Genomic DNA, 25,079 nt, shown 5'->3' on the forward strand with positions numbered 1-25,079 from the left:
CCAGCTGGTGAGGTCTGAAAGATTTTCTGGGTGATGACATGGGTGCTTATCGAGTATTCGTCGCCGCGCACGAATAGCCAAGCCACATCTAGATACTCAGCCGGGTTGTTCGTTGTCTGTCGACTTCTGGAGCAAGTGCCCGTACGCGTCAATTTCCTTCTGCGTTCGGGCCTCGCTCGCCGCGATCTTCTCTGGCGTGACTTCGCCGTCGATAAACTCAACCGACACCCGGTTCACGCGTGGATCCTTCTCGACGATCCCTTGCAAAATTTTGTCGAACAGTTTTTCACCGGCTCGCAGGCCCAGAGGCCGCGGCACCAGCACCTTGACCAGCAGGATTTCGTCGTCGCCAGTACTTTCAGCTACACCAGCGAGTGCGGATCTCAGATAGCCCTTCAGTTTGAGGACGCTGAGGTCGCCGGGTACCCCTACATGTGAAACCCGAATCGATTTCTGGGCCATGCCGTCTGTCTTGCGCTTGTTGTCGAAGGCCTGAATATACCGCATGGCTGGCACGGCGAAGTTCGACGATGCTCTCCTGCGATGCGGACACCGTGCCACCACTCGCTAGCAAGAGGGAGAGAACTCGTCAAGGACCATGTTCATTCCATCGCATGGCAGGATTTGCACTTAGCCGGACATACTGACGGTCCCCCACGCCCATTCGAGAATCGGTTCAAACCGAGACGGCAGAAGCTGCCGAGCTTCGGCAAAAGTAACCCAGCGATATTCATGGTGCTCGGGGCGACCGAGTTCTGCGCTGATCGGCAAACTCACGTCTCCGCTTGGCGAAAAGGCAAGATAGAAGCGGGCAATCTTGCCGTGGCCATAGGGTCCGGTTTCCAGATAGCCTTCACCCCAACGAAGCTCGAGCACAGACAACCCAATTTCAGTGGGACGGCGTAGCCTTCGGTTCGGCTGTTGTCCGGCAGGATTCAAAGTGAAGTGCAGTTCAAATGGCGCCTCAACAGGATCGCTGACAGGCAGAACCTGGCCGGCAGGCGACGGCGAGATCGATGCAGCCGGCCAGTTCTTCTGGGAGGACATGGTGGACCAAGTTCCGCTTCCTAGCCAAGGCATTCTCAAGACTTCTTCGACCGTTCGACGCCAGTTCCGGAGGTCAGGATTCTGGATCCACCCGTACGCGGATGCCCGCCGTCGTGCGTCAGGTGGGATCGTGACCAGTCCTGACGATTAGTCAGCTCGGCGCCACCGACCTGACTCGTGACGCACGCTGACCCGTTCCTCATTCAGCCGGACTTGCTCCTCATTCACCTTCGGCGAGGTCGAAAGGTCAATGTCGAAGGCGACGTTGAGCGTCTGCATGACATGGACATCCTCAATGGGAAGCTCCCAGGTCAGGAATAGCTGCGTGCAATCCTGGTCGGGCGGGAAGTCGGCCACATCAAAACCGCTGCTGCCGCGTTGAATGACCCCATGAGGCTGGCAGGTATCGAATATCAGAACCGAACCACGGGTCAGGGGGATTCGAAGACCCAACGACGGAAAGTGTACGTCCTGCCCCTTATCCTCACTCAGGAAGAGATTGCAGAAGGCCGCACCGCCGTACTGCTCTCCGTCATGGTGATACCTCGCGCCGCGGCAAGCCATGAGAGCGACCTCACTGGAGGCAAGTACTCCGGGCAGTCCAAGCGTGCTTGCCCAATCAGACACTGCCTGCACGCAGTGCGAGTAGTCCGGCCAGCGCGCTCGTGCTCGTGCCAGAGGCAACACCTCAACATCCCCGGGTTCCAAGGTCATGCGGGACGATATCTCCCTAGCCCAATCCGCGAGCAGACGCGCCGGCGGCTCTGGCACGTCGACCGTGCCAGACAGCACGATGTCACTTACGCGCCGACTGCGGATAGCGTCGCCGCTCCAGAAATAGGAGGTCAGGAGGCTTTGGGGCTGGGGTTGCAGGGGAGGGTAGCTCATTTGTAGCAGTGTAATGCGGCAGCCTTGGTCGCCTTGCCATCGCGCCAGCGAACGGCTCTTCCCGACCCAATGCCGTCCTTCGCGTCTGCCCGAATTGCCGGGCTCGCGAAAGGCTCTGCTTGCAGGAACTGGCGCATCACCGGATCGGATTCGAGGCTGATGGCGCTCCGATAGGCCCGGGCGCGCCCATGCGGCCCGCGGAGAGAAGCAGCGCCCCCGCCTCGTCAGCGGCGTCACAGTGCACCGGTCCTGCATTAGTCGCGCCGCTTGTAGGTGTTGGGTAGCACTACACAGGTTCGTGGCACTGCCGGATGCCTTCCAACACTCCACGCCGCGTTGCGTTTCGCCACGCCGCGGCCATACCGACCGTCCCGCCCGGAAACCCGGCGTTTGCGCGGCCACCTCGACAATCCTCTGGCTATTCTCCGCAACCGGCACGCTCCATGCGTCTGTTCAATCGAGCACTGCAACATGCTCGATTGAAACCACACTCGTTAAGTCACAGCTAGGAGAAGCCATGAGCACAATGACGATCAAGGACTTGCTGCCGCTCGACATCGAGCAGCAAGGCAAGCCAACCACGACGATTCGTTCACTCTCGAGCGAGGAGTTGCGCCGGATATCGGGCGGGCGATCCGCGGTGGGGATGTTGAACGGAGACGAAAACAACCTTGTCACCTTCGATATAGACAAATGGAATTTTGACCAATTCGCGCGTGGGGCATTGTAGGCGCTAAAGCCGAGAGAACCGCCCCCGCGCTGTCGCTCGCATTCAGCCCGGGGGTGGTTGAAGTGCCAATGGCAACGCATTATCTCTTTGATTGCCGGGTCGGGCGCCCGAGCGCGTCCATCAGCCTGTGCGGGCCTCCTTCTACGTTCCCGTCGACGCACCGAGACCCGCGAAGTGCAACACCCATTGACTTTGCCCATCGACATCGATCAGAGCCGCCGCTTCGTCGTCGTAAAACCCGCCCACCGGGCAAGCCGCCAAGCCGCGGGCAACCGCGCCGAGCAACCAGCGCTCGCCCAGCATGCCCGCCTCGAGAAAGGCATGGCGATAACCACGCGCACCTTCCGCCAGCATGTGCGCGCGATCGGCGGATAGCACCAGCACCACGGCGGCGTTGCCGATCACTTCCTGCGACAACGCGGCCGCCTGAGCAGCAGCGGCGTAATCGCTGTCGCGCACGCGTACCAGCGCGTGCTGAGGCAGGTAGCGATACACGCCCGGCCGGAGCCCTGCGACACGATTGACGACCAGATTGATGTGGACGGCGCCCGATAGCTGGGGCGGCAGCGCCATGTCGGTCAGCATCGATGACAGCGTCGCGAGCGGCACCGGCTCGTCGAGGAAGCGCCGCTGGCTGCGCCGCTGGACTATCGTGTCGGTCACGCCTGCGGCGGCGGGCTCAGGCGCCGGTAGCGCGATGTGCCCGGCGCCCACCTCGTCGGGCAATAGCTGCAGCGACGTGGCCCGGTGCACCATGCCTGTCACGCCGATTGTCAGGCCGGAGGGTACCGGCGGCGCTGCGAAGCGCGCGCGCGAAGCTTCGCCGGTGGACGCCACGCCGCTGGCTGCGGGTCGCAGATCCATGACAGCGAGCACGCCTTCCTCGAGGCCATCGACACCGATGGCCTTGGCGGCCAGCATCTCGTCAAAGCGCGCGACGAGCGTCGCCCGCATTCCCGCCTGATGCCCCGCGAGCCGCAGATTCTCGAGCAAGTGGCCAGCGTCCGCAACCGCATAGCGGTAGGCCCGGTCGCGGTACTTGTAGCCGGTGCGGCGGAACACCGCAGTCAGCACCACGGCCGCGTCGGCGCCGTCTGCCTGAGGCGCGCCGAGCGCGGCCGGTGCAGCGCCCAGCGCGTCGAGCCGATTGTGCTCCGGGTCGTAGTGATAAAGCCCGGCCGGCAAGCCCTCGACCTTGTGCGCCACGACATAGAGCTCGCTGGGAAACAGGGCGCCGGAAGATGGCGAGGCGCGCAGTGCCAGGCCACCGCGCCGCGCCGTGATGCCGGCCGACAGGTACAGCATCTCGCCCAACTCGGCAACGCTCAGGCGCTGCGTGCGCGGCGAGGGGGCGCGCAGTGCGTCGCTCAGGCCGCGCTCGTGGGTCCTGTCCCGCGCGAGGGCGATGTGCGGCACGTCGGGGTAGCGCTTGAAAGCGGGCGGCGGCGCACCCCATTCGACCCCTGGCGCGCGCTGGAACACGCGGCTGCGCGACTCGGACGAGAATTCGTGATAACGGACCACCGCATCGATCGGGCCAAATCCGGCTTCGGCGGCGTTGGTCCAGCGGACAGCGACTTCGCTGGCGCCGTGACGCGTGCCGAGGAAGAACGCCATGCCGAGAGCGGCGAGGACGGTCAGCGCCTTGCCGACCGCGACCGGGCCGTGCCTGCCGCCGCGGGTGGACTGCTGCGCGGGCTGGGACGGTGCACGCCGCAGCCCGCGCAACACGGCCGGCAGGTTGAAAACCAGATGCACGGAGACAAGCAGCAGCGTGCAGTAGCCAAACAGGTAGTGCCAGTCGAACACCGGCAACTGCTGATTGGCTACCCAGAACACACCGAGACTTGCCGTCGTCACCAGGTAGGCGATCAACAGCAGGCTGGTTTGCACATTGAGCGCCTGACGCGACGGTGTCCGTCCGCGCCACGTCGACACGGTGACATACAGTGCGTACATCGAAAGCGGCAACAGAACCCAAAGGATCTTTGGCACCATGTCCTGACACGCCTTGCTGAAATGTGGGAACGCGACGGAGCCTAAACTCTATCCTTGTCCGCCTGGCCAGGCTACAGGTTGTCATCCCTTGCAGCGCAGCTTGCAGCACCCGGCGCGCTCTGCGCCAACGTGGCTGACTTAGGAAGTGTCTGCCTTAGCGATGGGATGCGCGACAGGTGTCGCCCCCGCTACGACGGCGGTGCCCCACCGGCTGCTCCGCCTGCCTTTCCAGCCATTCGCGCCATACGGCGAGCAGCACTGCGAGGATCACCACTGGCCCGGCGAACAAGCCTATCAGGCCAAACGCGGCGAGTCCGCCCAAAACGCCGAACATCAACCGGCATCCGGCTCGACCAGTTGCGCGAGGTGGCCGCTCGCGCATCGTCGCGCAAGGCGACCGCCGCCTGCCAGTCTGTTGCGGCAGGGTTCAGCGGCGGATGGCGAACACGTCGGCGGGCGTCGCCCGCGCCGCCTGCCGCATGGCGCGGATGTTGGCAAGCAGGTTGGCCTGGGTGAGCACGACGCCCTTCGGGTCGCCGGTGCTGCCGCAGGTGTACTGGTGACTCAATTGCACGGCGTACCTGGGAGAGGCGTCCCATAACTGGTTATCCCATAACAGGTATCGCTCCGGTTGACGGCAATTCCTTCCGAGTTCGGTTCTCGGTCGAGGGGGAATTTTCCGACCTTAGTGCAGCAATAACGAAACTCAGTCGAAAGTGCTGGGGCATTCGTCATCGCTGGGGACGCCATGGCGGGTTGCTCAGGTGTCGGGACGATTTTCGTCCTTGGGGGAGCCTTGGCGGGTTGCTCAGGTGCCGGGACATTCTTCATCGCTGGGGGAGCCTTGGCGGGCTGCCCGGGTGCCGGGACATTCCTCGTCGCTGGTGGAACCCTAGCGGGTTGCTCAGAAGAGACGCACTGGCCTTGCTCGCAAATTCGCTCCCCTTTGCACTGCATGTCATATTGGCATCCAATTGCACTGGCGTGCGGCGCAACCCCTACCGCCATTGATATGGCGAGAAGCAAGCCTAGCGCTTTCATACCTAGCTTCGCCCCCTTTCTCTATATAGATCGCCAGTCCGTGCGTATTGCCTCCACCGGCCAAGCCCTATTGGCGGGCTTCACGCCCCCCGAGCCCAGCGGTCTTGCGCTGGCCTGGCCGGTGGGCTCGGGAGGCTCATGTAGGAGTAATGGCGGCCTACGCCGTCTCGACGTCCCGCTCGCGGGCGGTGCCGGCGACGGTGCAAGCCTGGTCAATGGGCCGAGGGACCGGCTTCGCCGCGGCTTCAGCCGGCTCGGCCTGCTCCAAGGATGTGGCCGTCACCGGGCTGGTTGGTTTTGGAGACGGACGCAGCCAAGCCATCAACGCCGCCCGACGCCCATCGAGACGAGAGCGAAGCGACAAGGTTGTCGAGCTAGGCCGCTGCTGGGCCGCATTCTCACGAGGATGATCCAGATAATGAATCCGGAAGCACATGGGATACCTCCTTTCGGAAGACGGAGACGTCCCCACGAGCATCGCTCATTCCGGCGGAGACGAACACTTCTAGTATGGAATGTGCACGCGCTGAGCGCCACCCGAGCTGACCGTTTCACTACCGGGGCACCCGGAGCAGCCATGCCACAGAGCGCGGTACTACGTGGATATTGGCTGCTCCTGCCTGCTGGCCACCGCCCTCGCGCGGTCCCGCGGAATGGCGTGAGCCCACTTTTACAAGACGAACGCCCCAAGCTAATCCGCTGTCGAAGCTATCCGATCCGGAAAAACTCCACGCTCTGCCCCGCATGGACCGCCCGCCGCAGCCACGCCGGCATCTCACCCTGCCCGTGCGGCGGCGATCACGGGCGTCCCGCCATTGCGACAAGCCGAGCAAGTCCAGCGTAGTCCGCCAGGCGCGCAGTCCGTCTAAGACGCAGTCCGCCTAAGATCTTGGTTCCATCGTCAATGCGCTCCTGACCGCGCTACGGTGGCTAGAACATACGGTGCTCAGTGACAGGATGACCGCCAGGGCTCACCGACCCTTCGGCGCCTTGTTACCGTCCTTTTGCATTTTGACCGCTAATTCTCCCAAGGTCCGAACGGCGCTGGTAAAACGCTCATCAATCTCCTGGCAACAGGACAATCGGAGATAGTGACGATAGCGTGGGCCCTTGGCGTAAACTTGGCCTGGCATCATTACTATGCCCTTTTCCAAAGCCGCGTGGAACAGTTTCAAGCTGTCCACCTGAGGTGGCAGCTCAACCCAAAGAACGAACCCTCCTGCCGGCTGAGTCGCGCGCGTGCCCCCAGGGAAAAATTGTGCGACTAATCCGCGTACCGTGGCGACCTGAGCGAAGTACAACCGTCTCAAACTGCTGAGGTGACGTTCATAACCTCCGCTTTTGAGAAACTGCCCAACGGTCTCGCTCAGCAGCATGGATTCGGACGCACTGGAGGCAAACTTAAGCCGTTGTACGGCCTGACTGAAGCGCCCGCCCGCGATCCAGCCCAAGCGGTAGTCGGGAGCCAATGTTTTTGAGAATCCTCCGCAGGCCAGCACCCATCCTCCGTGATCGAAGGCTTTTACGGTGGGCGCCAAGGGCTCAAGAAACTGAAGCTCTGCGTACACCATATCCTCAATCAATGGGGTCTTGTATTGATTGAGCAGCTTGGCAAGCCGCTGCTTCGCGTCGACTGGCATTGAGCATCCGAGCGGATTGTGGACGCTCGGCATGGCAACCAGGGCTGCAACTCGCTTCTCGGCAAGGACGCTCTCCACGGAGTCAACATCCAAGCCGTGCTGCGGATGCGTCGGAATCTCGATGGCCTTGAGCCCGAGTGCGGATAAGAGGGGGTAAAGATTGAAGTAGGAGGGGGCCTCGATTCCGACGAAGTCGCCCGGACGAGTCACCGCTCGAAGCGCCAGATGAAGTGCTTCCATGGCGCCATGCGTGAGCACGATGCAATCGGCCGTAAGGTCCATCCCCAATCTCTGGCTGCGCCTGGCAATCTGGTCGCGCAAGAGCTCCGAACCCGGTGGCATTGCGTAAGAGGCGACAACGTTGCCTTGGCGGCGCAGAACCGAACTGGTCATTCGGGCCAAGCGTTCGCCGGGGTAGAACTTTTTCCCGCGAGGAGCGGCGAATGCCAGATCGATATAGCCTGGCCGCTGCTGCGCCTCCAGAACTGCAGTCATTAAATCTTCCTGAGCTGCCCCCACCACGTCCTTAGCAATGCGCCGGAAAGCGAACTCTGGTTCTGCCAGCTCACTGCACACATAGAAGCCGGATTGAGGGCGAGCCACGATCAGGCCCCGATCTTCCAGCAGCCGATAGGCGGCGGTGACGGTGTTGAGACTGAGTTTGCGCTGTGTCGCGCATTCACGAAGGGAAGGCAGGTTGGACCCTGCGGGAAGACGTCCTGACGAGATAGCCGCGGTCAAATCATCAGCCAAGATCTGATACAGGCTACCTGCCGATGGGGTCGTTCGCACAGGGTTTCCTCTCGATGTCAACTGTAACCATAAATTTTGGATTGTACTGTCTCTGTACCCATGACTGGTCCACTCCTATTATCCCTGCAGCTGGTGCCAAGCAGTCGCGTGAAGGCCTGCCGGGCGGTTCCACCGGCCGTCCCCTCGCCAGTCAACCGCGATGCAGCGCGTCGCGAATACACCCTCAGGAAGCAGATAGATGTCCGGCGTCCCATTCAAGCAAGTTGATGTTTTCACCAACGTTCCCTATCGCGGAAACCCAGTAGCCGTGATCCTTGACGCAGAAGGACTCACAGGCGAGGAGATGCAGCGCATTGCGAACTGGACCAATCTCTCCGAAACGACCTTCGTGCTACCGCCTACGCAGCCGGGCGCGGACTACCGCGTGCGCATCTTTACGCCTCAATCGGAATTGCCGTTCGCGGGGCACCCCACCCTTGGAACGGCGCACGCACTCCTGGAGGCGGGGCGGATTGCTCCGCAAAACGGCAAGCTCAAGCAGGAGTGCGATGCCGGACTGATCGAGCTGACCGTCACTCCGTCGGCCGACTCAAGCCCGGTGATTGCTTTCAACCTGCCAACACCCAGCTTCGTTCCCCTGACCAATGCACAGATTGACGAGCTGGCGGCCATTCTTGGTGCCCCGGTGCAGCGTGAGCACACGCCGAAGCTCATCAATGTCGGCCCCGTCTGGACGATCGTCCAGATGGACAGTGCAGAGGCCGTCCTGGCGCTTCGCCCCGACTTTGTGCGTATGGCGGAGTTTGACAAACACAACAAGTCCATCGGCATCGTGGTGTATGGCGCCTATGAGAAGGGTGCACCTGCGGCAATCGAGGTGCGTGCCTTCGCGCCCAGCCTCGGCGTGAATGAAGACCCTGTCTGCGGCAGCGGAAACGGCTCGGTGGCAGCGTTCATTCGCGAGGCTGGTCAGGTCCAGACCTTCGGTTCCAGCTATGTCAGCACGCAAGGTTCGGTCGTTGGGCGCGCAGGAAAAATCTTTGTGGCCATTAACGGCGACGACGTCATTCGCGTTGGAGGTCAATCGGTCACATGTGTCGACGGAACCATCGCTGTGTGATCAGGCCGCTGGCCGTTCCCCTATTCTGCTGAAAAGCTAACTTGAAGAAACTCCATCATGACCGCGCAACAGTTCGTTCGTATTTCCGCGGCGCTGGCCCTGGCGTTTGGTGCGTCCACCTCCATCGCGCAGAACGTCTACCTGAACAGCGGAAAGGTTCTGAAGGGGGAATTCCCATTCTCTGAGGCCGTGAAGGTGGGCGGGACGCTGTACCTCTCCGGCCAGATCGGCCTGATTCCCGGGACAACGGACGTCGCTCCCGGCGGCATCAAAGCCGAGGCCAAGCAGACCATGGAGAACGTGAAGACCAGCCTGGAAGCCAACGGGTATGCACTCGGCGACATCGTGAAGTGCACGGCAATGCTCACGGATATGAGCGAGTGGTCGACATTCAACGAGGTGTACCGGACCTATTTCACTCCCGGGAAGTATCCCGCGCGCAGCGTCTTCGGCGCATCGGGGCTGGCTTTCAATGCGCGCGTGGAACTCGAGTGCATCGCAGCTAAGTGAGGCGGCTCGTTCCTCGAGAGAGGGCCGGTGCCGGCAACAGCTTGACCATTGCTGCCGACGCCCTGGTGGCCAGCGGAACTGTTTGTGTACGGCGCCGGACCCTGAACCGATTCGCTCCCTTAAGGCTAGGGGGGCGCACCACTAACGAACTGCTTCATCCATGACATCCGCGCGTTCTTCCCGACTGCTGATCGTCCAGGTCGGTACCCCACCCAAAGAAATTCGTGAGCCTCTGGGCGACTTGCCAGCATGGTTTTGCCGTGCATTGGAGCGACCGATTGATGAGGTAGAGGTGGTACGCGTTTTCGATGGCGACGTGCTTCCAGAACCGAATCCCGGCAGCGCCGCAATCATCACGGGATCATGGGCGATGGTAACGGACCGACTCCCGTGGAGCGAGACGACAGCGGAATGGATCCGGGATGCGGTAGCAGTCGGGATGTTGATTTTTGGCGTTTGCTATGGGCATCAACTGATGGCACATGCGCTGGGTGGTCGCGTGGATTTTCATCCGGATGGACGCGAAATGGGGTGCCATCGCATTCACAAGACATCCGCGGCGGGAAATGATCCCTTGCTCAGTAAATGGCCGGAATCCTTCACTGCTCACCTTACTCACGAGCAAACCATCATCGAACTGCCTCGCGGTGCGGAGGCGTTGGCCTTTTCGGCACATGACCCTCACCAGATCGTCAGGTACGGTCCGAACGCTCTATCGACCCAATTTCATCCGGAGTTCACCCCTACGATTGCCGCAGCGTGCATCCGGCGTAGGGCAGATATCTTACAGCGCGAAGGAAGGGATCCTGATGCGATGCTGAGTTCTTTGGAGGAAACATATGAGGCGACCACCCTGCTCAAAGCCTTCGTCGGCCAGACGGTAGCCACTCCGGCCATTTTCCCCATTCACCCATAAGACCACTCGACAAATATGCGCACTCTCGGACTAATTGGCGGCATGAGCTTTGAGGGCTCGGCCGTGTACTACCGAAAGATCAACGAAGCCGTGCGGGAGCGTCTCGGCGCGCTGCATTCGGCTGAACTCCTTCTGCATTCTGTCGATTTTCAGACCATTGTCGACATGCAGAAGACAAGCCGATGGGACGAGGCCGGCATGCGCCTCGCGGCCGTTGCACGCGGCCTGCAAGGTGCGGGTGCCGATTGTGTGCTGATTTGCGCCGTCACCATGCATCTGGTCGCCGAAGCGGTGGAGCAGGAGATCGACATTCCCTTTATTCACATTGTCGACGAGACAGCGCGCAAGCTGAAGGCGTACGGATGCCGCCGCCCTCTGCTTCTGGCAACCCGCTACACGATGGAGAGTGGTTTCTATCGTGCGCGAATGCTAACGCATGACATCGATGTCGTTGTTCCCGACACTGAAGGGCGGACGATTACCCACGACATAATCTTTAACGAACTCTGCGCGGGCAAGGTGTTAGACGATTCTCGCGAGGCTCTCATCTCCCTGATAAACAAGGCGAAGCTTGAGGGGGCAGACGCCGTCATCTTCGGCTGCACGGAGATCTGCATGATCCTCGAGACCGATAAGCTGCCGTTGCCAGGCTTCGATTCCACCGCTATTCATGTGGAAGCGGCGGTGGACTTTGCTCTGGGTGGCATTGCCGCTGGCATGGGAGTCTGACACCGCCATTCCGCGCGGATACCGCGCCTTCACCAAATGCGGGCCAAAGGCCGTCTCAGACCTCCGCATTAGAACCGGAAATGGCGAGACTGCCGTGACACGAAGCGCGAATTCGCTGGACTGCGCCTCACCGGTTGCTCGCCGGCTCTGCCCGACCCTTCTGAGCCATTCGACCGGGCAGCGCCGAAGGGCCGAATTGGCCGATGAAGAGCTTTTGGGGGAGGAGCATGTGGGTGGCAGCGCCAAAGTTCTCATGTTGCGAATTTCCTCAGAGAGTGCCTTATTGTCATCAATAAGGCAGATAGTTCCTCACGGAGTGAGCCCCACTCGACAGTAAGCGACCCGGGATGATCCGGGGCATTGAAGAGAAGATAGCAGACGTTCTTATTGTTGACACTCGTAACATCGACTATAACAATGTTGGTTGATGGCTTCCGAAGAGGCGATCCGTGGCGGCGAGTGTGAGGCACGCAGCGTGACGGGCAGAGTTAGCTAACTGGACTGATGCTTCAACGCAACGAAGTCCGTCCACTGAGAGGCTATGGATGCCTTGAGCCGGTGGGTTCAAGCGCAGAACGCTTCCACCAACAGAGGTCTTGTAATGAGCAACAGAAACTGGACGACGATCAAGCTCACAGAGGTCGATCCGCACATAAGTGTGCTGGCTATGAATCGGCCCGAGCAACGAAACGCAATCTCCGTGGAAATGGCAGATGAGCTCGAAGCCTGTCTGGCCAGCCTGAAGGACAAGCAGGATCTCAGGGTGCTCATTGTCACGGGTGAAGGCGCGGCTTTCGGGGCTGGCGCGGACCTGAAGGAAAGAGCCACCCTCGCGCCGGAGCAGACGCAGAAGGCGCGCGGCGCGGTGTTGCGATTCATCGAGATGATCGAGTCGTTTCGCGCACCCGTGATCGCCATGATCAATGGCCCCACTATCGCCGGTGCTTTCGAAATTGCGCTGGCCTGCGACATCCGGGTTGCCTCGGACCGAGCGGTTTTTTCGTTGCCCGAAGTTAGCAAGGTCGGTGCGTTCCCAGACGCGGGTGGCCCGGTACGACTTCCCAAGCTGGTAGGCCGTGGCCGCGCGAACTTGATTGTTCTGACGGGTCGCAAGTTCTCCGCCGAAGAGGCCTTTGCATTTGGCTTTGCAGAGGTCGTCGTGCCACACGCTTGCCTGCTGGATGAAACGTTGGCTCTCGCGCGTCAGATCGCTGGCAACAGCCCGGAGGGCGTCAGTGCGGCCAAGCAGCTCATCCTCAAGAGTTGCGATCTGGACCTGCAAGCGGGCATGGAGCTCTCACGCGCCCTGCGCGATCCGATGGATGGCACCGCGGCGGCCGCGGAGGGAATCCAGGCGTGGGTAGATAAGAGGAATCCCGATTTTGCCGGGCTATAGAGTGGGGCTGGCAACACCTAGTCGACTTCGAGCACCTGCTCGACGACTTCGTGACCGAGTTGCGCGGTCAATCGGCCGTAGTACAAGCGCTAACTGTGTCGCATCTTCTAGCATAAATATGCTAGCCAAGCGACCGACAAGGCAGGGAGCGCCTGATATGACGTTTACGAATCAAGTGACGGTTACGAAGCCTCAGGAGGTAACGGATATGTCTGCCACAAGGATTGAGATGTGCGACCACGATGGCGACGGAGTATTGACCATTCGAGATGACGGCGCCGCATTTTCAGGGGTCGCGCTTGAGCTTTCGAATCTTTTCGGTGAAGACGTGGTCGCGGATCTTGACAAGCACCAGTTGCTCAAATGGTGCGAGATGGTCGCGGCCCACCTCCGCAACCAAGGCGTTACGCCGAGCGCGTGCGGTCCGGAGGGCTACGTCAACAAGACTAGTCAAAGCCGGACGAAAGAGCAGCCTGGCGTCGAGGAGCTTTTGCAGTCGGCGGCATCTTGACTCTGACGAACGCGAGACGCTCTGCTGGTAACAGAGCATCTTTTCGCTGGCGCATCGCTTAACCCAGCGATTCCCATCTATCTCTGGGTGACCTTACCCGGCTGCGCTCTTCACGAGGGCAACACGAGAAGAAGGTGTACCCGGACGGTCGAACTGAGCGGCCTGCTGGACGTATGCACGCCGCTAGGCGTCGCTGAAAACACGGTGTCAGCCCAAACGTCCGGGCGGCTGAATCCCGGCCGTTGCCTGCGGGCACCGGGGCTGCCCAGTCTCGGCTAGGTTGAGTCGTGCGCCGGCGCCGCGTTGGATGGAAGACCGAATCGGGCGACAAAACGTCATCCGATCCGAAAGGAACGATGGCCGTAGCCGGCCAACTTCGGTCACTGGCAGTACACTGATTGGACGACCGAGTTGGCCGGTGCGACCTTCGTTCTTTCCCGCAGGTCCGCGATGCACCTATTTTGTGTCGCCACCCAATGGCAGGGTCGAACACTAATACTCAGATCGCTCTTCGTGGGCACCTAGACAGTCTCTAGGTTCTTGCATTTGCGTGGGCACCGCGCACCCCACGCACTCCCCCCAAGCTTGCTGCCCCCAAGGCGCGCATGCTCCTGTCCACCAATCTTCGCAATATCGCGTTAAGCCTCCGGAAGCGGATTAGCCAGGGTCACCCGCGGATCGCTGGCTCCGCTTATACAGACCTAAAATAACCGGAAAAACGTGAAAAAGTGCCTCTTCACAGTCGCCGCGATGTCTGCCTTCGTCGCGGTCTGCTCCAGCATTGGTAACGCTGGTGCCACTCCTCCAACGATCGCCTCGATCACGCCACGCACACCGACCATCAGGAAGGAGCCGTTTTCTTCAGGTCCCACCGCGATCGTGCCCAGATCCACCTACTCCAGAACCGACCCGCGCCTCGAATTCTTCAATGCTCTCAACTCCCTGCGCGTCGCAATGGGTGTAGGCGCGTTGCGGCAAGACGCCGCCCTGGACGCTGCGGCGGAAAACCACCTGGAGTATATGAAGTTCAATGCGGTGATGAGCCACACGGAGGTCCCTGGGAATCCTGGTTTCACAAGCGCCGATCCGTACCAGCAGGTGCTTGCTGTCGGCGGCTCGCACAAGCAATGGGTTGGGCAGAATGCTTATAGAGGCGAGATTGCCCGCTGCCTTGGTTCGATGGTGAACTCGGTTTACCACCTGCAAGGGATTACCAGCAACCAGGAAACCATCGGCCTGGCCATGCATGACAACTACTGCGTGGCGAACTTTGGTGTGATGACCGCAGCCGGAGCCGGCGGCTATGGCCTCGCCCAATGGGGCGGCCAACAACTGCCTCCCGGCACTGGCGCCCACTACCCAGCCGACAATGCCAACGTCCACGGCTTGTTCATTCCTGGTGACGAGATCCCGAATCCAGCGCCCGATCTGGCCAGAGCCGGTCCCCCGATCATGTTCCGCGTCAATGTTGAAAAGCCATTTGACGTGCTGACGGTCTCGAACTTCATCCTGACGGGACCTGGCGGCAACTCCGTGCCCGCTCGCATCCTGGTGCCTGCTGAATCCAAGGCCGGTTCGGTTGCTTCTGCTATCGAGGACGCGAGCTTGTATCGAGGCGTGGTATTTCTGCTCCCCACGCAGCCCATCGCTGCAGGCACATACACAGCGACTTTCGCCGGTGCACGAAATGGTGTGGCGATCAACAAGTCCTGGAGCTTTACGGCGTACTGATCAGCATCTTCCGCGTCTAGGGTGGCCGCGAATGCATCAAACGTTGCCCCCTGTCTTCTTGAGGATCTTGTGAACTGCCCCCGGATTTTCCTACCGGGTACGGCCGGCCTCCCGTCGATCGCGGTCGTCGCCTGCCGGCCAGTAGCGGCCTTTGACCGCGACGAAGCGAAGGGCCGTTCTAAATCCACTTTTTGCCATTCGACCAAGTGGCGTTTCATGACACCCCTAGGTTCTCGACGGCCTCGAAGTTGATTCAAGGAAATGAACATCGGGCAAGCGCTACCCACGATCTCCCACATCAAGCTGTTCGTGCGGCCATTGACCGAATGCGCGGACGGCATTGCCGGCACCTTGTCGACATCCCGGCGGTGGCCCGCTACCTGGCGCCAGGATGTCCCCAGCCCCACGCGAGATCGGAGCCAGATAGGTCCGACAGCGCAGCACGGGTAGTTGGCAGGATCTGAGGGTCAGGCACGCGACGGAAAAAAGCGCGGATCCACTGCATCCCTAGCCGACCGCGGCCGTCGCGGCAGTCCTCACGCTTTGCATTCCTCACGCTTTGCATTCCTTACGCCTTGCATGACGGCGGCCATGGGTGGGGCGCCGCACAGCGCCTGCCACGACCCAGGTGCACAGCGCCGGGTGGAAGCCATTCAACTGCCCGATCTGCGCGACCAGCCCGAAAAGCCGGTGGATGCGGGCGCATCCCGATCCGACCAAGGTCCCTCTGGCGGTCAAGGCCCGCAGCCCGCCACGCAACGAGGCGGCCGCCGGGATGTTGCCCCAGCATATGCCGCGGCATCCGCATCTCGTGGTGCCACCACGAGTTGAAGCCATACACCTAGACGACGTCTTCTTGTCCACGGAGACGAAAGCCTGAGCAAGCTCTCGTCACGATTACCCGGACCGCTACCTCGCCGATCCTCCGGGAATCACGATGCCCACACATTAACACAACACGTGTTGTCTTAAAGAGCATTGCGGGTTATTGTTCATGCATCGCGCCGGCCAGCGTCCATCACGAAGAATGAAGGAGACCGATCATGCTCACCACCCAATCCCAACGAGAAGCGTTTCGCAATGACGGCGCCGTACTTGTAGAAAACTGTCTTGACCCGGCGCAGCTCGCTCAGTGCTACGAGGCGTTCAAGTGGAACGTCGCCAATCCGGGTCCGTATCACTTCCGCTCGCTGGACGGCACGAGCCTGCAGACCCATATCGACAACGCCAATCCGGTCGTCAAGGACAAGCTTGACGATCTGGTCTCGACGCTACCGTTCGGAAAGATATTCCAGCAGTTATGGGGATCGGCGCATGTCTGGTATTTCGCCGAGGAGGTGTTCGCCAAGGAAGGTGGCCAAAGCGGCCGCGGACCGTGGCATCAGGACACCGCCAACCTACCCTGGGCCGGCAAGCACTGGGGCAACGCCTGGATCACCTTCCAGCCCATTCCAAAGAGGAATTCGCTGGAGATCATTCGCGGCTCGCATCTCGGCATCCAGTACGACGGGGCCAGCTTCGCGAATGCCGATGACCCGACCGATCCGCTCTACGGCGACGGCACGCTGCCCCGCCTTCCGCATATCGACAAGGAACTCGCCGAAGATCCGAACGCCTGGGACGTGCTCTCCTGGGGCGTGACGCCCGGCGACGTCGTATTCCTGCATCCGCGTTCGCTGCACGGAGGAGCCGCCGTCGACGCCGACTGTCCGACCCGCCATACCCTGGTACTTCGATTCTTCGGTGACGACGCCACGTTCCGCGCCCTGCCGCTGTCGAACCCGCGCTATGCCCGTAACGGGCCCCTATTCAGCGAAGAAATGGCCAAGCTCAATGAAGGCGAGCCGTTCCGCTCGCCTGTCTTCCGCCAGATCGCCTGATATCGCCTTGCACGGAGAAGCAGCCATGAAACGACAAATGATCAATCCCGGCCTTGCACAGGCAAGGCACTACGACCAGCTTCATTTCTCGTCGGCGACCCGTGTCGGCGACATGATCTGGGTGTCCGGCCAGGTGGGGTTCGATCTGGCGACGGCCACGGTGGGACAGGGAATGGAAGCGCAGGCCCGACAGGCGTTTGAAAACCTGAAGACGGTCCTCGAAGCCGCGGGAGCCAGCATGGCCGATATCGTGGAGATCATGACTTTCCACACCGACTTGCGCGGCGACATCCATGAGTTTGTGAAGGTCAAGGATGAATACCTACCCGACCGCTATCCCTCGTGGACAGGCGTGGGCGTAAGCCAGCTGGCCCGCCCCGAGTTCCTCGTCGAGATACGCGCCATTGCGGTCGCCGGCTGCGGCGCCGGCTGACTGCCGGATGCCGCGGCCCCGTTTGCACACCAGGGTCGCGGCACACGATCCCAAATGAAAAAAGAACAGCGACAAAGCTGATGGAGACACCAACATGAATCGTCCCAATACGGTTGTCAGGCCGGATAAGCCATCCAGCATCCTGGCGAGGCTTGACCGCCTGCCGGTGATGGCTTCCCACTACGTCTGGGCCGCGCTGCTCGCGGCCAACCTGATGCTGGAGTATTACGACAACGCCATCTTTGCCTACGTCAGTCCGACGATCAAAGCCCATACCAATCTGAGCACGGAGCAGATCGGCCTCATCAGCAGCGCGTTCTTCATCGGGATGATTGTCGGCGCGCTGGTGGGAGGAAGGCTGTCTGACAGGTGGGGACGACGCTCGGTTCTGGTATGGACCACCGTCCTGTACTCGCTGGGCGCGTTAGCGACGGCGTTCGCGCCTACCTACGAGACCATACTGGCCTCCCGCGTCGTCACGGGTGTCGGCGTGCAGGCCGCCACATCGGTGCTGCTTGTCTATATCGCCGAGATGTTTCCCGGCAAGGCGCGTGGCCGTTTCGTCTCCATCGTGACGATCGGGTTCGTGGTCTCCGGCATCGGGGCTGCGGCGCTGGCGATGTTCTATCTCCCGCACAGCAGTACCGGTGCCTGGCGCAACCTGTTCCTGGCTGGCAGCATCGGCCTGCTGATTGCGCCCCTGGCACGCTTGGTCCTGCCCGAATCGGTGCGCTGGTGTGTGTCGCGCGGGCGGTCCGACCGCGCCGAACGCATCGTCAGCGAACTGGAAGCACGCGCACTGCGCCGCGGTCCGCTCGACGAACCCGGAATTGCCTCAGCTCAACAGAACGCCGCAGCACCAACACTGCGCGACCTCATCAACAACAAGGCCGTTCTTCGAACCATAGCCATTCTCACGCTCGGCTATTTCGGCGCCACCCTGGCCTACTACCTGTTCGGGCAGTGGGGCGTCTACTCGCTCGTGTACAGCCTCAAGTACTCCGAGGACGATGCGTATTTCATCCTGTTCCTGTGGAACGTGATCTATGGCGTCACGCCGTTCGTAGCCATGCTGTTTCTCGACCGGTATGAACGCAAATCCACCATCCTTGTTGTGTCCGTGCTCAGTGCACTGCCGTTGGTCGTGCTCGGCATCTCGGCCACCAGCTGGGTGGTGATCGGTGCGGGGGGCCTCGCCTCCATCATCACCGGGCTCGTCGTCAACGCGTACTACACCTACATCCCGGAGACGATTCCGACGCAGCTGCGCGCCCTGGGCAGTGGCATCGTGATGTCTGGCGGCCGGTTCGGCGGAGCGGCCGCCGGCGTCCTGGGCGCCGCGCTGTTCTCCGCAAGCGGCATGGCGGGTGTAATGCTCGCCGCGGCAGCCTGCTACATCGTGTTCTCCATCCCCGTCGCCCTGTTCGGCCCGCGCACGACCAACCGCTCGCTGGAAGCCGTTACCGACGAAGGGCCCGGCGCCGCAAACGGCGTGCGTCAATCCACGGACACGCCCATGGCCGCCTGACACGGCATGTCAGCAAATTGCCGGGTGGTTGTGTCCCGGCAGCATGGATCTCCAGACCAAGGAGCACGGCAACGTGACTGAAGACTTCAAGACATACCGAACACTGGGCGGCTGGATAGAAAAGCCGGCCGATCTGCAGCCACCGCTCGAGGGCCACACCAACGCCGATGTGGTCATCGTCGGCGCGGGCTTTGCCGGCCTCTGCGCGGCGCTGGAGCTTGCGCGGCACCGCGTGAAGGTGGTCGTCCTTGAACGCGAATTCTGCGGCTATGGAGCGAGCAGCCGCAATGCGGGCTATCTCGCCGGCGGGCAGGGACTCAAGTACGACCGCTTCCTCAAGCGCGCAGGCCATGAGAAAGCAAGGCAGATCGTCCGCTTCTACGAGGACGGCGTCAGCTTCGCCGAAGGCAAGTTCGCCGAGCACGGGATAGACTGCGACTACAACCAATCGGGACTGATCCGTGCCGGCATCGACCCCTCACAGGAAGCCAGGGTGCGCGACGATATGCGCATCAGCGCCGAACTCGGATGCCCATCGGAGTATCTGGACCAGGCCGAGATGCGCGCACGCGGCATCCCGCCAGCGTTCCTGTTCGGCAGCTACGTGTCGAACGGCGGCACGCTCGATCCCGGCAAGTACGTCCTGGGGCTGCGGCGCGCAGCCCTGCAGGCGGGCGTGACGATCCACGAGAACACGCCGTTGCTGTCCTACACCGAAGGACCGACCGTCAAGGTGCGGACGCCGCGCGGCAGCGTCAGCGCGCCGGTCATGATCCTGGCCACCAACGCCTACACGCCGCAACTCGGCCCGCTCGCGGACAAGGTGGTGCCATTGCGGCTGTCGGCCATGGAAACCGAACCGCTTTCCCCCGTCCAGCTGGCCGCGCTTGGGTGGCATCGTCGCGAAGGCATCACGACCATGCACTGGGTCATGGAGAGCCATCGCCTGACGGCGCGCAACACGCTGGTCGTGACGACCAAGCGCCTGCGCTACCCGTTCGGCTCGCAGACTCCGGACGTGCCAGAGCATGCCCAATATCGGGCGCTGCGGATGGCCCTTCACGACCGCTTTCCACCCCTGAAGGGCATCGCCATCCGGCGCTGCTGGAGCGGCTACATCAGCTATGCCGACGATGGCCTGCCGGTGATCGGCACCACCGGAGCGGATCGGAACATCTACTACGCGGCGGGATGTTCCGGCCACGGCGTCGGCACACAGGGCATGGTCGGACACATGCTGGCCGGGAAGATCTGCGGTATCGAAAACCCGCTGCTTGCGATGCTGATGCAACACATCCCCCCATTGACGCTGCCCGAGCCGCTGCGCTGGTTTGCTCTCAACGGCGCCCTGAAGGTCGCAAGCAGGCTCGATGAACGCTCGAACCGCAAGGCACGCGCCGCATGAAGGAGCGCCGGCGGCTGCTACGCGATTGCATGACAGCAGGGCCTTGCGAAACCCCTGCATCCCCCGAAACTCACTACGGATGTACTCATGACAGATCTGTACGATGTTGCCGTGATTGGCGCTGGCTTTGCAGGCGTTACTGCTGCACGGGACCTCAGCATGGCAGGCCATTCAGTGGTACTGCTCGAAGCGCGTGACCGGATTGGCGGCCGGACCTGGTGGGGAAAGGCCCTTGGCCTGCACCTCGATCTGGGCGGCACCTACGTGCACTGGACCCAGGCGCATGTGTGGCGCGAACTCAAGCGCTATGGCATCGGGCTGGCGACGCCAATGCCGGTGACGAGAGCCTACTGGTACGCCGACGGCGCGGTGCACACCGGGACGTGGGAGCAACTCCACAAACTGACCGCACCGCTGGTCGCCCGCTTCTTTGCCGATGCCCGGATGCACTTTCCCCAGGTGGATGACCTGGCAGCAGCCGATGTCAGCGCGATCGACAGGCAAACCATCGGCGACCGGCTTGACGCGCTTGAACTCTCCGCGCACGACCGTGACCTGCTGGTCAACGCGATGTCCATCCTGGTTTGCTCTGAACACGAGCAGGGACTCGCGCAACTGCTGTTCTGGTGCGCGATCTGCTTTGGCAGCTGGAGCGCGTTCAAGGAAGTCGCCGGCCACTGGCCGATCGAGGGCGGCACCGGTCGCCTGATCGACGCCATGAGCGCCGAGTCGACAGCTGAGTTGCGCCTCTCGACGCCGGTGGCCGCTGTCGATGACAACGGGCATGAGGTCATCGTGACCACCCGCGATGGACAGCGTATCCGGGCCCGGCGCGCCGTGGTGGCATTGCCGCTGAACATGCTGAGCGAGTTTTCCGTCACGCCTGCGCTGCCGCAACCCGTGCGCGCCATGATCGAGCAAAAGAACCCGATCATGCCCAGCAAGATCTGGGTACGGGTCAGGGGCGAGATCGAGCCCTTCGTGATCTATGCGCCGGCGGGCAAGCATCCCATCAATACCGCCCATGCCGAATGCCGCGACGATGGCGATACGCTGGTGGTGTGCTTCTGCGCCGATCCCTCAACGCTGGACGGCAATGACCGCGAGGCAGTACAGCAGGCGCTGCGGGACTTCATTCCGGACATCGAAGTAGTGGACACCGTCTGCCAGGATTGGGCGAACGACCCGTTTTCCAAAGGCGGATGGATGCATCACCGCCCCGGCAATCTGACGCAGGCAGCTCCCTTGATGCGACAGCCCCACGGCCGCATCCATTTCGCAGGAGCGGACATAGCGCCGATCGGGGTTGGCGGCATCGACGGTGCCATCGAGACCGGCACTAGGGCTGCCGCTGACGTCGCCCGCGCCCTGGATGGCGCCCATCATCCCTGATCCGGTGCTACGTGCGCGCCGCCCGTCCGCCAGGCTTCTGCTCCCCTGGCACGGGCGCAACCAGCACCGCCAGGGCATCGATCAGCGCCCGCATTCGCTTTGGCGTGAATCGCTTGGGCTCGATGGGGTACATCATCATCCACCCGTCGCCCATGGCAACGAGCTGGTCGGTGAGGATGTCCGCCGAAATATCGTTGCGGACCGTCCCCCGTTCCTGAGCGTCCTTGACAATGGCGGCGAGCAAGCGGCGATAACGCGCGTAGCGCCTGGCGATGACTTCCGCAAACGCTGGCTCGTGTCGCCCCTGCGCCAGCAACTCCGATGTCGCCGGCCAGAACCTCGTGCTGCGGTCCGTCAGCCTTATCCAGCTTTCGAACGGCGCGAGGATGTCACCCCTTTCCCGGGCCGACTCCAGCATCGCGTCGAAACGGTCGAATGCGCTTTCCATCAGCGCCACCACCAGCTCTTCCTTGTTCGCGAAGTAATACGTCACCGCGCCAGTGGTGTAGCCCGCATGCTTGGCAACCTTGCGCAGCGATGCGTTGGCATATCCCTCCTGTGCAATCACCATTGATGCCGCGCGCAGCAGCTCCTTGCGCTTCGCTTCGCGGTCGCCGACCGGACGACCCCGGGTTGAGACCTGCTCGATATCGTCGTCGCTGTCCATGTTCTGTTCTGTCTCTTGAGGATTTCGATAACTGGATGCCGACTGGTTAGCCGCCAGAAGCCTGATTTTACAGAATCGACGTTATGTTCTGATTCTAGCCTCTCCAGCGTTCTCGCCTCCAGCATCTCCCAGATGCGGCGCATTCCATCCGGATCGCGAAGCCTGTGTCCGCACACGCCAGCATATGGCAACGCCTGTGCCCCTCTCCTTGCCGGGACCACGCAGGGAATACCCGCCCTTTCTATTTAACATCACGCTCGTTATGCTAATTCACGATTCGCGCGAATCGCCGGGCAGGACTTCAGGAAGAGTGCGCGGCCGATGTTCTTGCATGCGGCCGCCAGGCAACTGACAAACATGGAGATTGTTGATGGATGCATTCAGGCGTAATGCGTTGAGCAAGGATGGTGCCGTCGTCATGGAACAGCGCCGTGAGGAGAAACACCGAGTGCCGCGCAATGTGGCACGCAACTGGGGCACCACGCCTGTTATCGCACTGGCAGCACTTGGTGCCTTCGCAGGCGCGGCACATGCTCAGTCCTCCATCACGTTGTACGGTACGCTGGACACCAACCTTGAAATCGATACCAACTTCAAGAGCGCGGGCGGCGGCTCGGCCAATCGATACGCGCTGAACGGCGAAGGCCTGTCTGGTTCGCGTTGGGGTCTGCGCGGCGTGGAGGATCTCGGCGGCGGCGTGAACGGCGTCTTTGTGCTGGAAAGCGGCGTCGGCGGCGACGATGGCACCATGCAGCAAGGCGGCCGCCTGTTTGGCCGGCAGGCATTCATCGGCCTGCAGAGCGCCACCTACGGCAAGATCACCTTCGGGCGCCAATACACCTCGATGCTCGAGGCACTGGCCAACTTCTCGCCGGCGGCCATGTCGAGCCTGTATGAACCCGTCATCGCCCAGATCGGACCGGTGTACCGCGAAGACAACACCGTCAAGTATTCCGGGACCTTCGGTCCGGTCAGCGTCGGGGCCCACTGGAGTTTTGGCACCGGCGGAAGCAGCGGCACCGTGGACCTCAGCCGCCTTGGCGGATCGGGAGAGGTTCCGGGCCAGTTTCGCCGCGATACCGGCTATGGTGCCCGGGCGTCCTATACGGCAGGGCCGTTCAGCGCTACCGTGACCTATGATCAGGTGAACCCGAGCATCATCGGCAATAGCGGCTTCGCCGGTACCGGCACATTCAAGAAGGCCGCCGCAGCAGCCAGCTACGCCGTCGGGCCCGCGATCTTCATGAGTGGATACCGCTGGGGCATGTCGACTGCGCCGGGGCAGACACTGACGCGCGACAATCTGTACTGGGCTGGCGTCTACTACGAGATGACGCCTGCCCTGAGCCTGACGCTGGACTACTACTACCAGACCTTCCGGTCCTCGACCTTGCCGGCGCTGAGGCCTGCGGGCAATCCAAGGCAGCTGATGTTCATCGCCGACTACCACCTCTCCAAGCGTACGGACCTGTATCTGACCACCGCCTATGCGAAGAATGCTGGCCTGTGCCTGGACACCGCATCCATTGCGTTCAACAACGGCTATCAACCGGGTGCTGGCAAGACCAGCATGTTCGGCGCCGCACTAGGTATCCGCCACAACTTCTGAGCGCGACGGATATCCTCAAACCGTTGCCGATGCCAACCCGATGCGATGCTGCTTCAGCGATCTGCATCGGGACATGGCGCGAGGGCCACCGCCGAAATGGCCTCCAAGGTATGTCACCTCATCCGATAGACGCCATCTTCACTCACCTCAACCCGCCCGTCAGCCAGCAGCTCCGCCAGATGCTGAGAAATCGTACGGGTCTCGGCGTTGACCACCCACAAGCCTTCATAGCCCGGCGGATACAGCAGCCGCAGGTCGACCAGCTGCGCCAGTGTCTTTGGCGATTCGCGCAGCATGGCCATCAGGCGCTGTTCGCGCTCGTCCAGCTTGGCTACATAGGCAGCGAGATCACGCAGGAAGTGCTCGCGATCGGTGTAGACGCCCCGGTGATGGGACGTAACCCAAACCTTGGCCGGAATCTCGGGCAGCCGTGCCAGGCTGCGACGGAAGTCCGCCAGGCTGGACCCCGCGTCGCCATAGTAAGGCCCAAATCCAGTCAGGTCGATGTCGCCCGTGAAAGCCACTCCCTCCGGTTCAACAAGAAGAACGGTGTGGCCCGCGGTGTGCCCTGGAAGGTGGAAAGCGCGAATGCCGGCCTGCCCCAGACCCCAGCACGCGCCGTCGACGTAGCCTTGCGCATCAGGCCGCGGCGCATAAAAGAAATCGCGCTGGAACTTGAGCAGCGTCTCCGATGCATACTCCGCATTGCCGAAAGCGGCGACCATGCCGTCCCAGCTCCTTGCCGCTGGCAAATCCCGTTCGTGCACATATACCGATGCATACGGAAGACGATGCAAACCGGCCATATGGTCCTCATGCACATGGCCCATCACCACCAGCTCGGTCGCGTCAAATTCGGGGCCGATGTAGTTCGCGACAAGCGGCGTGTCGAACGCCGCGCGAGTCTCCGAGCCTCGTATCAATACCTGATTTCCGTCGGGATACTTTCCGCTTTTCTCGCCGAAGAAGACCGAAACGCGCCCGAAATCCACGCGCTGGATGTTTCCCTGCATGTCGGAATTGCTAAAAGCTGTGCTCATGTCGATCATCCTCCCTGGCAGTCCGTTGCGATCGTCCCGCAGCCGAGGCGTTCCAGGAGCGGTCAGGCGCTACGCAACTCTGTTTTCAGTCCATTTATAATAACATCTGTCATAA

The 25,079-nt window shown here is 61.7% G+C and carries 21 protein-coding genes and 3 pseudogenes; 14 read left to right on the top strand and 10 right to left on the bottom strand.

The genetic code is table 11. From position 1 onward, the window contains the following. Nucleotides 1–96: 96 nt before the first annotated feature. The 3 genes from AC10V3_RS40685 to AC10V3_RS40695 all read right to left on the bottom strand — a co-directional run bounded on the left by AC10V3_RS40685 (nt 97) and on the right by AC10V3_RS40695 (nt 1,935). The gene (locus AC10V3_RS40685; protein ID WP_349608469.1) at nt 97–507 is read right to left on the bottom strand and encodes a hypothetical protein; all 411 of its coding nucleotides are present in this window, start codon (nt 505–507) and stop codon (nt 97–99) included. 123 nt (nt 508–630) lie between these two features. Beyond that, nucleotides 631–1,047, bottom strand: a complete 417-nt coding sequence (locus AC10V3_RS40690) for an NUDIX hydrolase (protein ID WP_490924404.1) — start codon at nt 1,045–1,047, stop codon at nt 631–633. A 147-nt stretch (nt 1,048–1,194) separates the two neighbouring features. After that, entirely contained in the window at nt 1,195–1,935 is a 741-nt protein-coding gene (locus AC10V3_RS40695) for a hypothetical protein (RefSeq protein ID WP_022539915.1), read from the bottom strand. A 517-nt stretch (nt 1,936–2,452) separates the two neighbouring features. Between AC10V3_RS40695 and AC10V3_RS40700 the strand changes: the two genes are divergently transcribed. Next, entirely contained in the window at nt 2,453–2,665 is a 213-nt protein-coding gene (locus tag AC10V3_RS40700; protein ID WP_022539914.1) for a hypothetical protein, read from the top strand. 141 nt (nt 2,666–2,806) lie between these two features. On the opposite strand, the gene AC10V3_RS40705 is transcribed toward AC10V3_RS40700, so the two are convergent. From AC10V3_RS40705 to AC10V3_RS40725, 5 genes and pseudogenes are all read right to left on the bottom strand, one after another. Next, the gene (locus AC10V3_RS40705; protein ID WP_022539913.1) at nt 2,807–4,663 is read right to left on the bottom strand and encodes a SagB/ThcOx family dehydrogenase; all 1,857 of its coding nucleotides are present in this window, start codon (nt 4,661–4,663) and stop codon (nt 2,807–2,809) included. A gap of 154 nt (nt 4,664–4,817) precedes the next feature. Continuing rightward, a pseudogene (locus tag AC10V3_RS40710) lies at nt 4,818–5,000 on the bottom strand (AI-2E family transporter); the annotation flags it as partial. 105 nt (nt 5,001–5,105) lie between these two features. Then, nucleotides 5,106–5,222: pseudogene (locus tag AC10V3_RS40715) on the bottom strand (AMP-binding protein); the annotation flags it as partial. A gap of 1,190 nt (nt 5,223–6,412) precedes the next feature. After that, nucleotides 6,413–6,490: pseudogene (locus tag AC10V3_RS40720) on the bottom strand (H-NS histone family protein); the annotation flags it as partial. Between the two features lie 185 nt (nt 6,491–6,675). Further along, nucleotides 6,676–8,136 carry an aminotransferase-like domain-containing protein gene (locus AC10V3_RS40725; RefSeq protein ID WP_022539910.1) on the bottom strand — a complete coding sequence of 487 codons (1,461 nt, stop codon included), beginning with the start codon at nt 8,134–8,136 and terminating at the stop codon, nt 6,676–6,678. Nucleotides 8,137–8,335: 199 nt separating this feature from the next. Here AC10V3_RS40725 and AC10V3_RS40730 point away from each other — a divergent pair, with 199 nt between their 5' ends. The 12 genes from AC10V3_RS40730 to AC10V3_RS40785 all read left to right on the top strand — a co-directional run bounded on the left by AC10V3_RS40730 (nt 8,336) and on the right by AC10V3_RS40785 (nt 21,648). Then, complete coding sequence (locus tag AC10V3_RS40730; protein ID WP_022539909.1) at nt 8,336–9,217, top strand: PhzF family phenazine biosynthesis protein; 882 nt, start codon at nt 8,336–8,338, stop codon at nt 9,215–9,217. A 57-nt stretch (nt 9,218–9,274) separates the two neighbouring features. Next, complete coding sequence (locus AC10V3_RS40735; RefSeq protein WP_022539908.1) at nt 9,275–9,727, top strand: RidA family protein; 453 nt, start codon at nt 9,275–9,277, stop codon at nt 9,725–9,727. Nucleotides 9,728–9,887: 160 nt separating this feature from the next. After that, entirely contained in the window at nt 9,888–10,643 is a 756-nt protein-coding gene (locus AC10V3_RS40740) for a glutamine amidotransferase (protein WP_022539907.1), read from the top strand. Nucleotides 10,644–10,658: 15 nt separating this feature from the next. Next, the gene (locus AC10V3_RS40745; RefSeq protein WP_022539906.1) at nt 10,659–11,372 is read left to right on the top strand and encodes an aspartate/glutamate racemase family protein; all 714 of its coding nucleotides are present in this window, start codon (nt 10,659–10,661) and stop codon (nt 11,370–11,372) included. 601 nt (nt 11,373–11,973) lie between these two features. Beyond that, nucleotides 11,974–12,768 (top strand): enoyl-CoA hydratase/isomerase family protein, encoded by a 795-nt coding sequence (locus AC10V3_RS40750; protein ID WP_022539905.1) that lies wholly within the window; start codon nt 11,974–11,976, stop codon nt 12,766–12,768. A gap of 157 nt (nt 12,769–12,925) precedes the next feature. Beyond that, on the top strand, nt 12,926–13,279 hold the full coding sequence (locus AC10V3_RS40755) for a hypothetical protein (RefSeq protein ID WP_022539904.1): 354 nt from the start codon (nt 12,926–12,928) through the stop codon (nt 13,277–13,279). A 720-nt stretch (nt 13,280–13,999) separates the two neighbouring features. Next, nucleotides 14,000–15,010 (top strand): CAP domain-containing protein, encoded by a 1,011-nt coding sequence (locus AC10V3_RS40760; RefSeq protein WP_041682270.1) that lies wholly within the window; start codon nt 14,000–14,002, stop codon nt 15,008–15,010. A gap of 1,043 nt (nt 15,011–16,053) precedes the next feature. After that, nucleotides 16,054–16,890: a phytanoyl-CoA dioxygenase family protein gene (locus AC10V3_RS40765; protein WP_011614751.1), complete on the top strand. Its 837-nt coding sequence runs from the start codon at nt 16,054–16,056 to the stop codon at nt 16,888–16,890. A gap of 25 nt (nt 16,891–16,915) precedes the next feature. Continuing rightward, nucleotides 16,916–17,323 carry a RidA family protein gene (locus AC10V3_RS40770; protein ID WP_011614750.1) on the top strand — a complete coding sequence of 136 codons (408 nt, stop codon included), beginning with the start codon at nt 16,916–16,918 and terminating at the stop codon, nt 17,321–17,323. A 94-nt stretch (nt 17,324–17,417) separates the two neighbouring features. Beyond that, nucleotides 17,418–18,851, top strand: a complete 1,434-nt coding sequence (locus AC10V3_RS40775; RefSeq protein ID WP_022539901.1) for an MFS transporter — start codon at nt 17,418–17,420, stop codon at nt 18,849–18,851. Between the two features lie 43 nt (nt 18,852–18,894). After that, on the top strand, nt 18,895–20,256 hold the full coding sequence (locus tag AC10V3_RS40780) for an NAD(P)/FAD-dependent oxidoreductase (protein WP_022539900.1): 1,362 nt from the start codon (nt 18,895–18,897) through the stop codon (nt 20,254–20,256). A gap of 87 nt (nt 20,257–20,343) precedes the next feature. Continuing rightward, the gene (locus AC10V3_RS40785) at nt 20,344–21,648 is read left to right on the top strand and encodes a flavin monoamine oxidase family protein (RefSeq protein ID WP_490924405.1); all 1,305 of its coding nucleotides are present in this window, start codon (nt 20,344–20,346) and stop codon (nt 21,646–21,648) included. A 7-nt stretch (nt 21,649–21,655) separates the two neighbouring features. Here the strand turns inward: AC10V3_RS40785 and AC10V3_RS40790 are convergent, their stop codons facing one another. Continuing rightward, the gene (locus tag AC10V3_RS40790; RefSeq protein ID WP_011614746.1) at nt 21,656–22,315 is read right to left on the bottom strand and encodes a TetR/AcrR family transcriptional regulator; all 660 of its coding nucleotides are present in this window, start codon (nt 22,313–22,315) and stop codon (nt 21,656–21,658) included. 370 nt (nt 22,316–22,685) lie between these two features. Here AC10V3_RS40790 and AC10V3_RS40795 point away from each other — a divergent pair, with 370 nt between their 5' ends. Next, nucleotides 22,686–23,924, top strand: coding sequence for a porin (locus tag AC10V3_RS40795; RefSeq protein WP_011614745.1), 1,239 nt, complete (start codon nt 22,686–22,688; stop codon nt 23,922–23,924). 113 nt (nt 23,925–24,037) lie between these two features. Here the strand turns inward: AC10V3_RS40795 and AC10V3_RS40800 are convergent, their stop codons facing one another. Further along, nucleotides 24,038–24,964, bottom strand: coding sequence for an MBL fold metallo-hydrolase (locus AC10V3_RS40800; protein ID WP_022539898.1), 927 nt, complete (start codon nt 24,962–24,964; stop codon nt 24,038–24,040). Nucleotides 24,965–25,079 lie beyond the last annotated feature (115 nt).

The sequence above is a fragment of the Cupriavidus sp. PB-02 genome (assembly GCF_058252315.1).

Coding starts and splice junctions, on each gene's coding strand:
- AC10V3_RS40685 (WP_349608469.1), bottom strand. CDS start 507: ATGCGGTATATTCAGGCCTTCGACAACAAGCGCAAGACAGACGGCATG.
- AC10V3_RS40690 (WP_490924404.1), bottom strand. CDS start 1,047: ATGTCCTCCCAGAAGAACTGGCCGGCTGCATCGATCTCGCCGTCGCCT.
- AC10V3_RS40695 (WP_022539915.1), bottom strand. CDS start 1,935: ATGAGCTACCCTCCCCTGCAACCCCAGCCCCAAAGCCTCCTGACCTCC.
- AC10V3_RS40700 (WP_022539914.1), top strand. CDS start 2,453: ATGAGCACAATGACGATCAAGGACTTGCTGCCGCTCGACATCGAGCAG.
- AC10V3_RS40705 (WP_022539913.1), bottom strand. CDS start 4,663: ATGGTGCCAAAGATCCTTTGGGTTCTGTTGCCGCTTTCGATGTACGCA.
- AC10V3_RS40730 (WP_022539909.1), top strand. CDS start 8,336: ATGTCCGGCGTCCCATTCAAGCAAGTTGATGTTTTCACCAACGTTCCC.
- AC10V3_RS40735 (WP_022539908.1), top strand. CDS start 9,275: ATGACCGCGCAACAGTTCGTTCGTATTTCCGCGGCGCTGGCCCTGGCG.
- AC10V3_RS40740 (WP_022539907.1), top strand. CDS start 9,888: ATGACATCCGCGCGTTCTTCCCGACTGCTGATCGTCCAGGTCGGTACC.
- AC10V3_RS40745 (WP_022539906.1), top strand. CDS start 10,659: ATGCGCACTCTCGGACTAATTGGCGGCATGAGCTTTGAGGGCTCGGCC.
- AC10V3_RS40750 (WP_022539905.1), top strand. CDS start 11,974: ATGAGCAACAGAAACTGGACGACGATCAAGCTCACAGAGGTCGATCCG.
- AC10V3_RS40755 (WP_022539904.1), top strand. CDS start 12,926: ATGACGTTTACGAATCAAGTGACGGTTACGAAGCCTCAGGAGGTAACG.
- AC10V3_RS40765 (WP_011614751.1), top strand. CDS start 16,054: ATGCTCACCACCCAATCCCAACGAGAAGCGTTTCGCAATGACGGCGCC.
- AC10V3_RS40770 (WP_011614750.1), top strand. CDS start 16,916: ATGAAACGACAAATGATCAATCCCGGCCTTGCACAGGCAAGGCACTAC.
- AC10V3_RS40775 (WP_022539901.1), top strand. CDS start 17,418: ATGAATCGTCCCAATACGGTTGTCAGGCCGGATAAGCCATCCAGCATC.
- AC10V3_RS40780 (WP_022539900.1), top strand. CDS start 18,895: ATGGATCTCCAGACCAAGGAGCACGGCAACGTGACTGAAGACTTCAAG.
- AC10V3_RS40785 (WP_490924405.1), top strand. CDS start 20,344: ATGACAGATCTGTACGATGTTGCCGTGATTGGCGCTGGCTTTGCAGGC.
- AC10V3_RS40790 (WP_011614746.1), bottom strand. CDS start 22,315: ATGGACAGCGACGACGATATCGAGCAGGTCTCAACCCGGGGTCGTCCG.
- AC10V3_RS40795 (WP_011614745.1), top strand. CDS start 22,686: ATGGATGCATTCAGGCGTAATGCGTTGAGCAAGGATGGTGCCGTCGTC.
- AC10V3_RS40800 (WP_022539898.1), bottom strand. CDS start 24,964: ATGAGCACAGCTTTTAGCAATTCCGACATGCAGGGAAACATCCAGCGC.